We start from the raw sequence: 11,845 nt of genomic DNA, 5'->3' as shown, positions 1-11,845 counted from the left end.
ATGTCACAGACAGCTATCACGCTGGCATTTGAACACTGGAAAGCGCAGCAGGGTGCCACTGGAGAGGTGGTGGTGCTGGATGAATTTGTGTTCGCGAATGTACCGGGGCTGAACCCTGATACACCCATTGACCGGAATGAAGCACTGCCGCCTGTGGAGCAGATTGTTCACCGGCAACCTGTTACCCGCACTGGCGTGGTGAATGAAAATGGTGTGGTGTATTCCGCCGTTCTGGGCGCTGACGTGGGCGATTTCAGCTTTAACTGGATCGGTCTGCGGAACAAGGACAGCGGTACGCTGGCGATGATAGTTCATGCGCCTGTACAGCAAAAATTGAAAACAGCTGAAGGGCAGCAGGGTAACGTTCTGACCCGTTCGTTTCTGATGGAGTACAACGGTGCACAGGCTGAAACCGGAATTAATACACCGGCAGAAACCTGGCAGATTGATTTCACGGCGCGTATGGCCGGGATGGATGAACGCCAGCGCCTGGAGAATGTGGATATTTACGGCGCGGCGGCATTCTTTGGGGACGGTTATCTGGTCGGAAAAACCGGCAATCAGTTTTTTGTCACCAAAGGCACCGGCTATGTGGCGGGGCTGCGTACATCGCTGGCCGCAAACCAGAATATTACTGTGACGGCTAAGCCGGTAAAGGTCTGGCTGGATGTGTGCTGGACGGGAACACTGACCAGTGTCTGGAATGTGCAGCGCAAAATTACCGTAGCGGAAAACCTGGCTGACTATGTGCAGAACGGCGAACAGCATTACGTGTTTGCAGTGGCCAGCATTGATGTAAATGGAAACATCACCGATTTGCGGCCAAAGGGGAGTCTGAACGAACAACAGGCCAGCAGTGATTTCTTGCGAAAGGATGCGAATTTAGCCGATGTAAAGAATAAAGCTGAATCCCGAAAAAACCTTGGTCTGGGTGAACTGGCAATATTGAGCAGAGGTGACGTCCTTCCGGTTGGTGTTCCGTTACCGTGGCCAACAGATAATCCACCTGATGGCTGGGCGATAATGCAGGGGCAGTCATTTGATAAAGCGGCGTACCCGCTTCTGGCACTGGCTTACCCTGCTGGCGTTATCCCGGATATGCGAGGTCAGACGATTAAGGGTAAGCCGGACGGTCGCGCGGCACTCTCGTATGAACAGGACGGCATAAAATCGCACGCCCACGCAGCCAGTATTTCCGATACAGACCTGGGAACGAAATATACCAGCTCTTTTGATTATGGCTCAAAACCAACAACCAGTTTTGACTACGGAAATAAGTCCTCCACTGAGGGGGGATGGCACGTCCATAACTTTCGTTATTGCTCAACGTCTGCATACCGCGATACCCCGGGTCAGGGGTTGGGAATGCATTCGTCAAATATCTCATGGGCGGCGGGAGATCGTATTGAGGGAAGCGGTAATCATGCTCATGTGACATGGATTGGTCCTCATGATCACTGGGTGGGCATCGGTGCGCATAACCATTATGTGGTTATGGGGTATCACGGACATACAGCGACCGTTCACGCCACCGGGAATGCAGAGAATACCGTTAAAAATATTGCGTTTAACTACATTGTGAGGCTTGCCTGATGACTTTTGAAATGACCGGAGAAAACAGAACAATTACCGTCTATAACCTGCGAGCAGATACGCATGAGTTTATTGGTAAGGGGGATGCGATGATACCGCCATTTACAGGGCTACCGGCAAACTGTACGACGATAAAACCGCCTGCCTCAAAAGCAGGCTTTATCCCTGTTTTTGATTGTGAAAAACAGCGCTGGCGTCTCGTTGAGGATCATCGTGGTGAGGTGGTTTATGACATTGGCACGGGCAAGACACGATTTATCACTGAACCCGGCGCATATCCTGCGGGGACAACAACGATTGCACCAGATTCAGCCTGGCAAAAATGGGATGGTACTAAATGGGTTGCTGATGCAGAGGCTGAACATAAGGCGCTTGTCAGTGAAGCGCAAACCACGAAATCTGGTCTGATGAAACAGGCCGCTGACGTCATCGCTATGTTGCAGGATGCTGTTGATTTAGATATGGCCACTGAGGACGAACAAAAAAGCCTTACTGCCTGGAAAAAGTACCGCGTTTTGCTCAACCGTATTCAGCCGGAAGATGCGCCAGCCATTACATGGCCAGAGGTACCGGAAGATGTGGCGTGAAGCGCGTCTGGCGTTTACTGACTCACTGGCCGCGCTGAATTGTTCCGTTGTTCCGGCGCATCCGTGGATTAATGGCCTGGGGCAGCAGACGGATAACGGGACATATCTCAGCCCGGTGAATGCCGTCCGCTATCTTGCTGAAAGGCTGGCCGGAACGGGTGGGAATGCTGATGTGATGTTCATGATGGTGACAGGCCAGACGCATGAGAATTTTATGACCCGCCTCAATGGTCTGGTGGATGTTTTCCCGGCACCGGCATTCACGCAGGTCAAGCGCCTGGCACAATCCGCTGCGGCGCTGGCCATCGAAAAAATGCAGATCCCCGCTAAAGCCGGGGCGGGGTTGCCGGTGGCTATTCCGCTGTCTGTGCCAACCAGCAGGGCGGCATTGTCTGCGGCAGCTGTCAGCCAGGCACAAAAAGCGGCCAGCGCGGGGTTCAGCCTGGACGGATTAAAGCAACAACTGGGCGAGTTCACGCAGCTGCGTGACAGCCTGATCAGTGATGTGGCCAGCGGGCTGAATGATTTGCAGGGAAAAAGTGCCAGGGCATGGGTGTTTACCAGCACCGGCGATACGGCCACCACGCTGCTGGAACTGGTAAAGGATATCCCGCAACCGTCTGCCGTCTATACCGCGGCGGTGATGCTGGTCGGTGACAATCTGGATGGAATAAAGGGAATGATTCATGACTTCGATCCCAACATTGGCGCTTAATGGCGAGGCTATCCAGCTGAAAAACATGCGCGTGACAGTATCGCAGCAGTTTCAGGATAAAGACCAGTCCGGCCAGACAAGCGCCACAACTAAATCAGAACAGGGGGCAAAAGGGAAAGAGCTGCGTATCAGTGGCGAAATTCCTTTTAAAAGCCCGGAGATCCTGAAGCGTATTTTTGAGCTGGCCAGCGCCACGGATGCCGGAGGCAATCGCCAGAAATACCGCGTGGCGCATGAAGTGGCCAGAGCCGTGAATTTTCGTGAGGCGACATTCAGCGGGATGCTTGATGCCCCGCAGCAGGACGGGAAAATGGCCTGGCTGGTCACGTTCACGCTGGCAGAACATATCAGCGTGCAGGAAAAGCGGGAAGCCAGGGCAACAGGTAAGACGTCTGCCAAAAAACAGACTGCCGGTAATGCGGGACAACCTGGTGGCCAGAGTGCCGGGGAAGATGAAGAAAAACTGACGTGGTTTGAAAAACGGGTGCTGAAACCCGTCAATGATGCTTTGGGTTAATGATGAAACCAGTTAAACGCCTGTACCTTTCAACGGATGAAGTTCACCTGGCGGATGCCAGTCTGGTGCTGGAGCTGAACAGCTGCGGCCGGGGATTTATCACTGCACAGACAGTGACAGATTACACCGGGAAACTGGTGCGGCTGGATGTGGGGTATTCCGATCTGCTTTTGCGCTGGTTTACTGGTTATGTGGAACGCTCACAACCCGCCGAAAACGGCTTTCAGCGTCTGTTTGTGCGCGAGCTGGTTGGCGTATTTGAAAGAATGTGGCCATGTTCATTTCAGCATCCCACTTTGCGCAAGGTAGCCAGTTGGCTGGAGGAAAACAGCGGAATTGTTGTCAGTGTGCCGGATGCCCATTACAGCGATAAACCGATCCCGCATTTCACCCATAACGGCACGGGTTATCAGCTGCTGAATAATCTGGGCAGGGCGTTCAGTATCCCGGATTATATCTGGTACCAGATGCCAGATGGTTCCCTGTATGTGGGCGGTGCGGAAAAAGCGATGTTTGCCGGTCGTCCGGTCGATATCCCGGCAGAGTTCAGCCAGGGTGCGGAGGGCGGTAACTCCATGACGCTGCCGGTGATCCAAAGTCTGCGACCGGGTGTCGAGCTGAACGGGGAGCGCGTGACCAAAGTTCATCTGACCAATGACACAATGGCTGTCACCTGGACACCCAGAAACCGCGCAACAGGTCAGCCATTACAGAAAACACCAGCACAGCGTCAGATTGAAAGCCATTACCCGGAACTGGCCTCCGGGCTGCATCTGCCAAAGCTGGCCAGAGTGGTGGCACCCAGTGAGGCCGTGAAAAATGGTAATTTTGCCGATCCGTTCCGGCCGCGCTATGCCGTTGATGTGCAACTGCTTGATGCAGACGGCAACCCGGATAACCAGACGCCGGTTTATTCTGCGGTGCCGCTGCCGGTACCTATGGCCGGTAATGACTCCGGCATGTTCCAGTTCCCGCCAGAAGGGACGCTGGTTGAAGTTGCGTTTACCGGAGGTCGCCCGGATAAGCCTTTTATCAGGCAGACGCTGCCGGATGGTACCAGTTTGCCGGATGTTAAACCCGGCGAGCAGCTGCAACAGCAGCGGGCGGAAGTGTCGCAGCGTGTCACTCAGGCTGGCGACTGGGTGAGAAAGACCGATCAGACTATCAGTGAAACATCGATGGCGCGGATGGTTAAAGCCGATACAGAACAGCGTGATCTGGTCAGCCGTGAAACGACGGTTAAAGCCACTGACAAAACCATGGTGCTGGGTACCGCCACCCTGATGGCCGGAGCCATTCAGCAGGTCAGTGCAGGGGATTATAGCCAGGCCGTGAAAGGCAACAGGCTGGTCAGCATTGAAGGGAATGACGAAACTGACATAGCCGGGAAACAGTCCACTAAGGTGGCCGGAGCCGTGGATGTTGATGTGGGGGGAACCCTGACTGAAAAGATTGCCGCATTGCGTAAATCGGTGGCGGCGGGCGGTCAGCAGATTATGGGGCCAACCGTCCATATTGGCAGTGAGAGCGTCAACACGCTGACCATGATGCTGGACACCATTGATTTACTGGCAGAGCTGGCGCAGCAATGTGCGAGCCATTCACACCCCAGCGTTGGTACGCCAACCAATGCCGGAGCATTTACCCAGACGGCAGAGAGGGCAGGACAGACCCGGAGTAAGTACCAGAAAATAATCGCCTGATCATCCCATCAGCCCGCGCGTAATGCGGGCTTTTTTGTACCCATTCCCAGACCTCACCAGACGCATTCTAAGCGCTTCTTTTATCTGACCGCGACAGCGTAACACCACAAAAGGATCTGTGCTATCACGTGACGCTGACGGCGCTATACGCTGACAAAATAAATCTTTCGCAGACAAAAACGGCACTACACCGCACCCGCCTGCGGTTTATTGATCGATAAAATTTTTCAGTTTTATTTTTCTACAAACCAGACAGCCAGACAGCGCCAGTTCTGGCAGCTTCGCAGAAAACCAGAACTGAAAAGAATGAAAGGAATTTCAGTGTTTTTCAGTTTCATGGATCAGTGAAGGATCTAGAAAAAATATAACCAACAGAAAAATAAGGGGAAAATTAATTTTATTTCAGTCGGGAGGATCGTTTGTGTTACTGCATGAAAATACTGAAAGTGGTTGAAAGCCAGAGCTGATGCGGGCTGGGGAGTTGTTACATCAAGAAGAGAAACTGAAAATTTGAGTTGGTAAGTAAATCATGAATTTTAAGCGAGCAGAGCCAGGGTATATTGTGTGCATAACAGAGCTATCGCGAGGTTTTATGGATTTACCTTGGATTATTGAAAAAATGTTTCCTGCTGTTGTCGGATTTGCGGGTGCCTGGTTTGGTAGTCGTTGGGGTTATAAAAAGTATCAGAAAGAGAAGTTCTGGGATGCAAAACTGAAGGCTTACTCCACAGCACTAAGTTCAGTCGAAAACATTGGTTTTTGGGGGCTGGCAAACAGTAAGAATCGAGTAATTGAATACAAGGAAGACGTCGGACACTTCGCTGATGATGTGATATTTCGTGACACCATGCGCGAACTTATAGCAGTGACTTACTCATGTTCAATGTATTTTAGTGAAGAAATGTTATTAAAGCTAAAGGCTTTCATCAATGACGCTAAGTCTGTCTCTACATTCGACTATAGAGAATTTGAGGGGGAAGATGCTGAAGGTATCCGAGACATCATCTTTCATCATTCTGAACGTCTAAAAATATTAGCAGCTGAAAAACTGGCTGAACTGAACTCCATTGCCTTGAAGGATATCGGCTGATTAGGTCAGTTTAATGTTCGTAGGTCGGGAAGGCAGCTCACTGGTTGTTGTTTTCGATGTCGCCATTTTGTCGCCAATCACACAAAGATATCGCCATAACAACCTGATTTTAAAGGTTTTAAATTCCATGCAACAAAAAACCCATCAACCTTGAACCAAAACGGCGGGGTTGATGGGCTCCACAAATTGGGGACATCAAAGAAAAGCAGTGGCAATAGTTATGACTGACGTCTTGAAGAAAAGTTCTGCTTACCTGCAAAAAATTTTCGTTTAAGAGTAAATTTCAGCGCTAACCAAGCCCAGGCCAGACAATGACGATGAGTGTCCCCGCTAATGTCAGCAGTACGTTGGCAATTGCGTAGGTCCCGGCATAGCCTAATGCGGGGATGTTGCTGCGTGCCGTATCGCTGATGATTTCCATTGCCGGAGCGCAGGTACGCGCGCCCATCATGGCGCCAAAAAGCAGGGCGCGGTTCATGCGCAATACGTAAGCACCGAATAAGAAACAGATGACAACCGGCACCAGGCTGACAACCAGGCCGGCAATCAGCATTTGACCACCCACGGCGCCAAGGCCATTGCCAATGCCGCTGCCCGCGCTTAAACCGACGCCTGCCATAAATACCATCAGGCCAAACTCTTTGACCATGTTCAGCGCCCCCTGTGGGATATAGCCAAACGTTGGATGGTTGGCACGCAGGAAGCCCAGCATGATCCCAGCGAACAGCAGTCCAGCCGCATTCCCGATGCCGAAGCTGAAATTACTGAACTGGAAGGTGATCATCCCGATCATCAGACCGATGATAAAGAAGGCGCAGAAAGCCAGCAGATCGGTCACCTGACTGTGAATGGAAATGAAGCCGATACGATCGGCAATGGTTTTGACGCGGCGAGCATCCCCACTGACCTGCAGCACGTCGCCTTTATTAAGCACGACGTTATCATCGATAGGCATTTCAATCTGGCTACGGATCACGCGGTTGAGAAAACAGCCGTGATCGGTCAGCTTCAACTGGGCCAGACGGCGGCCAACGGCATTGTGGTTTTTCACCACAATCTCTTCAGTGACGATGCGCATATCGAGCAGATCGCGATCGAACACCTCTTTACCATTACGGAAGCTGGGATCGAGGCGGGCATGCGCATCCGGATAACCTACCAGGGCTATCTCATCACCCATTTGCAGTACCGCGTCGCCATCCGGGTTGGCCAGGATGCCGTTGCGACGGATGCGTTCAATGTAACAACCGGTCTGGCGATAGATACCCAGCTCGCGCAGATTTTTGCCATCGGCCCATGCCACCAGTTCCGGGCCAACGCGATAGGCACGAATTACCGGCAGATAAACCTTACGGTTGGCATCAGTGTCCAGACCTCGTTCACGTGCGATTTGTTGGGCGCTGGTTTGCAGATCCTGATGCTGAAGTTTCGGCAGGTAGCGCGCGCCAACAATCAGACTGACCAAACCAATCAAATAGGTGAGCGCATAACCGAGGCTCAGGTTATCGAGGGCGGTTGAAAGCGATGTCCCCGACATTCCGGAATGGCGCAAGGTGTCACCCGCGCCGACCAGCACCGGCGTTGAGGTCATCGAGCCGGCCAGCATACCTGCCGTCAGGCCGATGTCCCAGCCAAATAGCTTACCCAGCCCCAGGGCGATCAGCATGGCGCTGCCGACCATCACCAGAGCAAGCATTAGATAATTTTTCCCATCGCGAAAAAAAATCGAAAAAAAGTTGGGACCGGCTTCGACGCCGACACAAAAAATAAACAGCATAAAGCCGAGATTTAATGCATCGGTGTTAATACTAAAGTGCTGTTGACCTAATAATAGGGACACCACTAAAACGCCAATGGAATTACCGAGTTGGACTGAACCCAGACGTAATTTACCCAGACACAGGCCCAGTGCCAGGACCACAAATAATAACAGGATGTAATTCCCATTTAACAAATCTGCGACGTTTATATTCACGGAGACTAACTTCTTGTTTACTAGTAAGCTATTGAAAGAAATGGCAATTTACGCTAATGTTTTTGCCAGAAATTAAGGGGCGACAGCTTCGTACACAGCCCCAAATAATGCAGCATAACAATATATGCGGTTAGTTTAATCTCATTACGTATCAACGGCTATAAGAATCGTGTGAGTGTGTTTTTGGCATGGAATGCCTGGTTACTTTATCTGACTGGACGCCTGCGGGCGAAAAGAGTGTTCGATAGAGAATGTGTCAGGAGGAACAATTGAAACATAAGCAAAGTTGGGCGGGTGCGGTCTGCTGCTTTGTGCTCTTTATTGTGGTGTGTCTTTCATTAACGCTGAACGTGAAAGGGGCATTCAGAGCGGCAGGGCATCCTGAGGTCGGATTGTTGTTTTTTATCCTGCCTGGTGCTGCAGCAAGCTTTTTCTCCCATCGTCGGGAGGTGCTCAAACCCCTTCTTGGTGCCATGTTGGCGGCGCCGTGCTGTCTGTTACTGATGCGGTTCGTTTTTATGCCGACGCGTTCGTTGTGGCAAGAGCTGGCGTGGTTGTTTAGTGCGGTGTTTTGGTGCGCGCTTGGCGCATTGTGTTTTTTGTTTATCAGCAACTTGTTCAATCAGCATCATCGACGGAAAAAGAACTGAAGACGCCCTCCAGCGGAGGGCGTAGAAACGGCGATCAGGCGAACAGATTCATGTTCTCTTTTGCCCACGCTTCAAAATCCGTGCAGCCGCCGATGTGTTTTTGATCAACAAAAATCTGCGGAACGGTTTCAACTGGCTTACCTACCGTCTTTTCCAGATCGGCTTTCGTAATACCTTCGGCATGGATATCAATGTAGCGGAAGTTAAAATCGTCATGCTCATTGCTTAATTTTTCTGCTAATTCTTTTGCGCGCACGCAATACGGGCACCCTGGACGACCAAAAATAACGGCAAACATCTCTCTCTCCTCGAACTTATCAGGCCGGATGGCAATACTTGTTATGATGCCGCGATTTGTGACAGATGAAAAGCAGGTTCAGCCTGTTGCTTTGATATCCTCAAGCTATAACTGTTAAACACGACAAGCCGGAACGTTTTATAATGAAAGCCATTTCGCCGGGAGGCCGCTTATGCGCGCAATTGGTGCATTACCCAAAAGCGTATTGATGCTGGAAATAATCGGGATGGTTTTGTTATCGCTGGCGCTGCTATCGCTTAACGATTACCTCACTTTACCCGCACCGCTTGGCAGTCCGTTAGCCTGCGTGGTGATGATATTTCTGGGTGTGCTGCTGATGCTTCCCGCCGCGGTGGTATTAACGTGGCGTATTGCTCAACTGGTTGCGCCGCAGCTGATGTCACGAACCCCCGGTGATTCTTCACTTTCAGACAGAGAAAAAAGAGATGACGCCAACCATTGATTTACTTCGTAGCCACCGTTCCATTCGCCATTTCACCGATGATGCCATTTCGGATGCGCAGCGGGAGGCGATTATTGCCGCCGCTCAGGGGACCTCAAGCTCCAGTTTTTTACAATGCACAACCATCGTTCGCATAACGGATAACGCCCTGCGTGAATCACTGGCTACTTTATCCGGCGGACAAAAACATGTGGCGCAGGCCGCCGAGTTCTGGGTGTTTTGCGCTGACTTTAATCGCCATTTGCAGATTTGCCCTGACGCGCAACTCGGGCTGGCGGAACAACTGCTACTGGGCGTTGTTGATACCGCGATGATGGCGCAAAATGCGCTGACGGCGGCAGAGTCTTTGGGGCTTGGCGGCGTGTTTATTGGCGGTCTGCGAAATAACATTGAGCCGGTCACTGAACTGCTGAAGCTTCCGCAACATGTTCTGCCGTTGTTTGGGCTATGCCTCGGCTGGCCTGCTGATAACCCGGATATCAAGCCGCGACTGCCAGCGTCGCTTGTGGTGCACGAAAATCAGTATCAGCCACTCAACAAAGACGTTTTGTCGCAATATGATGAGCAGCTCGCGCAGTACTATCTGACCCGCGGGAGCAATACGCGTCGTGACACCTGGAGCGACCATATTCGCCGCACCATCATTAAAGAAAGTCGTCCCTTTATCCTGGAATATTTGCATAAACAGGGATGGGCTACGCGCTAAAGATTTTAACGCAGTGTATGATACGCCAGCTTTTACCAGGTCATTCAGAGAGGTGCAGGGTGAAAATTGCCATTTTGTCCCGGGACGGAACGCTCTATTCTTGTAAGCGCCTGCGTGAAGCGGCGATGCAGCGTGGTCACCTGGTTGAAATTATCGATCCCCTTTCTTGCTATATGAACATCAGCCCGGCGGCGTCCTCTATTCATTACAAGGGCCGCCAGCTTCCTCATTTCGATGCAGTGATCCCAAGGATTGGTTCAGCGATTACCTTTTACGGTACCGCGGCGTTGCGCCAGTTTGAGATGCTGGGTAGCTATCCGCTGAATGAGTCGGTAGCGATTACGCGTGCGCGCGATAAGCTGCGTTCGCTGCAGCTGCTGGCGCGTCAGGGAATCGATTTACCCATCACCGGGATTGCTCACTCTCCGGACGATACCAGCGACATGATTGACATGGTTGGCGGCGCGCCGCTGGTGGTGAAACTGGTTGAAGGTACGCAGGGGATCGGCGTGGTACTGGCGGAAACGCGCCAGGCCGCAGAAAGCGTGGTGGATGCCTTTCGTGGGTTGAATGCCCATATTCTGGTTCAGGAATATATCAAAGAAGCGAAAGGGCGAGATATTCGCTGTTTCGTGGTGGGTGACGAGGTGGTGGCCGCCATTGAGCGCCGGGCCAAAGAAGGTGATTTTCGTTCTAATCTCCATCGCGGTGGGGTTGCCACTATTGCGAATATCACGCCGCGCGAAAGGGAAATTGCGCTCAAAGCCGCTCAGACAATGGGTCTGGACGTTGCTGGCGTTGATATTCTGCGTGCTGAACGTGGGCCGCTGGTCATGGAGGTCAACGCTTCTCCTGGCCTGGAAGGGGTGGAGAAAACTACCGGAATAGACATTGCCGGCAAGATGATCCAGTGGATTGAGCGTCACGCTACGCCTGAATTTTGCCTTAAAATCGGCGGCTAAGCACAATATCGATTGCGATCGTAGTATGACACGCTCTTTTTGCGTAAGCTGTGCCGGTATTTTTTTCATCAATAGAGGTCGCACATTATTATGACATCACTGGTCGTTCCCACTCTGGATACGTTGCGTCAATGGCTCGACGACCTGGGCATGAGTTTTTTTGAATGCGATACCTGTCAGGCGCTGCATTTGCCGCACATGCAGAATTTTGACGGCATCTTTGATGCAAAAGTTGATTTGGTCGATAACGTCATTCTGTTTTCCGCGATGGCAGAAGTCAGACCTTCTGCACTACTGCCGCTGGCCGCCGATCTGTCTGCGATTAACGCCAGTTCACTGACGGTGAAAGCCTTTCTGGATATGCAGGATGATAATCTGCCAAAGCTGGTGGTCTGCCAGTCTTTATCCGTTATCCCGGGCGTGACGTTTGAGCAGTTCGAATATTTTGTTCGCCAGAGTGAAGAGCAAATATCGATGGTGATCCTCGAGGCCGGTGCGCATCAGCTGTTATTTAACGCTGAAGAAGATGCGCAAAACAGCAACGCCGAAGTTCATTTCCTCCATTAATTCTTCCTGAATCTGGACA

13 protein-coding genes are annotated in these 11,845 nt (G+C 51.6%); 11 read left to right on the top strand and 2 right to left on the bottom strand.

Features of this window, described 5'->3' with window-relative positions; genetic code table 11:
* The 6 genes from HV352_RS15525 to HV352_RS15500 all read left to right on the top strand — a co-directional run bounded on the left by HV352_RS15525 (position 1) and on the right by HV352_RS15500 (position 6,205).
* Positions 1-1,593 (top strand): phage tail protein, encoded by a 1,593-nt coding sequence (locus HV352_RS15525; RefSeq protein WP_181634854.1) that lies wholly within the window; start codon positions 1-3, stop codon positions 1,591-1,593.
* A complete protein-coding gene (locus HV352_RS15520; RefSeq protein ID WP_181634853.1) occupies positions 1,593-2,180 on the top strand; it encodes a tail fiber assembly protein in 588 nt (195 codons plus the stop codon). The genes HV352_RS15525 and HV352_RS15520 overlap by 1 nt, the downstream gene beginning before the upstream one ends.
* A complete protein-coding gene (locus HV352_RS15515; protein WP_181634852.1) occupies positions 2,170-2,895 on the top strand; it encodes a hypothetical protein in 726 nt (241 codons plus the stop codon). The genes HV352_RS15520 and HV352_RS15515 overlap by 11 nt, the downstream gene beginning before the upstream one ends.
* Positions 2,867-3,412: a hypothetical protein gene (locus HV352_RS15510; RefSeq protein WP_137397120.1), complete on the top strand. Its 546-nt coding sequence runs from the start codon at positions 2,867-2,869 to the stop codon at positions 3,410-3,412. The genes HV352_RS15515 and HV352_RS15510 overlap by 29 nt, the downstream gene beginning before the upstream one ends.
* Positions 3,412-5,115: a hypothetical protein gene (locus tag HV352_RS15505; protein ID WP_181634851.1), complete on the top strand. Its 1,704-nt coding sequence runs from the start codon at positions 3,412-3,414 to the stop codon at positions 5,113-5,115. Before HV352_RS15510 ends, HV352_RS15505 begins: the two co-directional genes overlap by 1 nt.
* Positions 5,116-5,707: 592 nt before the next feature.
* Positions 5,708-6,205, top strand: a complete 498-nt coding sequence (locus tag HV352_RS15500) for a hypothetical protein (RefSeq protein ID WP_143370746.1) — start codon at positions 5,708-5,710, stop codon at positions 6,203-6,205.
* A 289-nt stretch (positions 6,206-6,494) separates the two neighbouring features.
* Here HV352_RS15500 and HV352_RS15495 read toward each other — a convergent pair whose 3' ends face one another.
* Positions 6,495-8,180: an aspartate:alanine antiporter gene (locus tag HV352_RS15495; protein WP_016152406.1), complete on the bottom strand. Its 1,686-nt coding sequence runs from the start codon at positions 8,178-8,180 to the stop codon at positions 6,495-6,497.
* A 269-nt stretch (positions 8,181-8,449) separates the two neighbouring features.
* Between HV352_RS15495 and HV352_RS15490 the strand changes: the two genes are divergently transcribed.
* A complete protein-coding gene (locus tag HV352_RS15490) occupies positions 8,450-8,830 on the top strand; it encodes an inner membrane protein YbjM (protein WP_016152407.1) in 381 nt (126 codons plus the stop codon).
* A gap of 34 nt (positions 8,831-8,864) precedes the next feature.
* Here the strand turns inward: HV352_RS15490 and HV352_RS15485 are convergent, their stop codons facing one another.
* Positions 8,865-9,128, bottom strand: coding sequence for a GrxA family glutaredoxin (locus HV352_RS15485; RefSeq protein WP_016152408.1), 264 nt, complete (start codon positions 9,126-9,128; stop codon positions 8,865-8,867).
* A 172-nt stretch (positions 9,129-9,300) separates the two neighbouring features.
* On the opposite strand from HV352_RS15485, the gene HV352_RS15480 reads away from it, so the two are divergent.
* The 4 genes from HV352_RS15480 to HV352_RS15465 all read left to right on the top strand — a co-directional run bounded on the left by HV352_RS15480 (position 9,301) and on the right by HV352_RS15465 (position 11,826).
* A complete protein-coding gene (locus tag HV352_RS15480; protein ID WP_075847021.1) occupies positions 9,301-9,591 on the top strand; it encodes a YbjC family protein in 291 nt (96 codons plus the stop codon).
* A complete protein-coding gene (gene nfsA, locus HV352_RS15475; protein ID WP_016156098.1) occupies positions 9,575-10,297 on the top strand; it encodes a nitroreductase NfsA in 723 nt (240 codons plus the stop codon). Before HV352_RS15480 ends, nfsA begins: the two co-directional genes overlap by 17 nt.
* A gap of 59 nt (positions 10,298-10,356) precedes the next feature.
* Positions 10,357-11,259: a 30S ribosomal protein S6--L-glutamate ligase gene (rimK, locus tag HV352_RS15470; RefSeq protein WP_016152412.1), complete on the top strand. Its 903-nt coding sequence runs from the start codon at positions 10,357-10,359 to the stop codon at positions 11,257-11,259.
* 90 nt (positions 11,260-11,349) lie between these two features.
* Complete coding sequence (locus HV352_RS15465) at positions 11,350-11,826, top strand: YbjN domain-containing protein (protein ID WP_016152413.1); 477 nt, start codon at positions 11,350-11,352, stop codon at positions 11,824-11,826.
* Positions 11,827-11,845: the final 19 nt, after the last annotated feature.

Origin of the sequence: Citrobacter sp. RHBSTW-01044 (assembly GCF_013781945.1) — a bacterium.
In the GTDB taxonomy this organism is placed as follows: Bacteria; Pseudomonadota; Gammaproteobacteria; order Enterobacterales; family Enterobacteriaceae; genus Citrobacter; species Citrobacter braakii.
This window is presented reverse-complemented; position numbering and strand designations above follow the sequence as displayed.

What these genes read in the sequence shown, in the direction of transcription:
- HV352_RS15525 (WP_181634854.1), top strand. Translation starts at nt 1, where the DNA reads ATGTCACAGACAGCTATCACGCTGGCATTTGAACACTGGAAAGCGCAG.
- HV352_RS15520 (WP_181634853.1), top strand. Translation starts at nt 1,593, where the DNA reads ATGACTTTTGAAATGACCGGAGAAAACAGAACAATTACCGTCTATAAC.
- HV352_RS15515 (WP_181634852.1), top strand. Translation starts at nt 2,170, where the DNA reads ATGTGGCGTGAAGCGCGTCTGGCGTTTACTGACTCACTGGCCGCGCTG.
- HV352_RS15510 (WP_137397120.1), top strand. Translation starts at nt 2,867, where the DNA reads ATGACTTCGATCCCAACATTGGCGCTTAATGGCGAGGCTATCCAGCTG.
- HV352_RS15505 (WP_181634851.1), top strand. Translation starts at nt 3,412, where the DNA reads ATGATGAAACCAGTTAAACGCCTGTACCTTTCAACGGATGAAGTTCAC.
- HV352_RS15500 (WP_143370746.1), top strand. Translation starts at nt 5,708, where the DNA reads ATGGATTTACCTTGGATTATTGAAAAAATGTTTCCTGCTGTTGTCGGA.
- HV352_RS15485 (WP_016152408.1), bottom strand. Translation starts at nt 9,128, where the DNA reads ATGTTTGCCGTTATTTTTGGTCGTCCAGGGTGCCCGTATTGCGTGCGC.
- HV352_RS15480 (WP_075847021.1), top strand. Translation starts at nt 9,301, where the DNA reads ATGCGCGCAATTGGTGCATTACCCAAAAGCGTATTGATGCTGGAAATA.
- nfsA (WP_016156098.1), top strand. Translation starts at nt 9,575, where the DNA reads ATGACGCCAACCATTGATTTACTTCGTAGCCACCGTTCCATTCGCCAT.
- HV352_RS15465 (WP_016152413.1), top strand. Translation starts at nt 11,350, where the DNA reads ATGACATCACTGGTCGTTCCCACTCTGGATACGTTGCGTCAATGGCTC.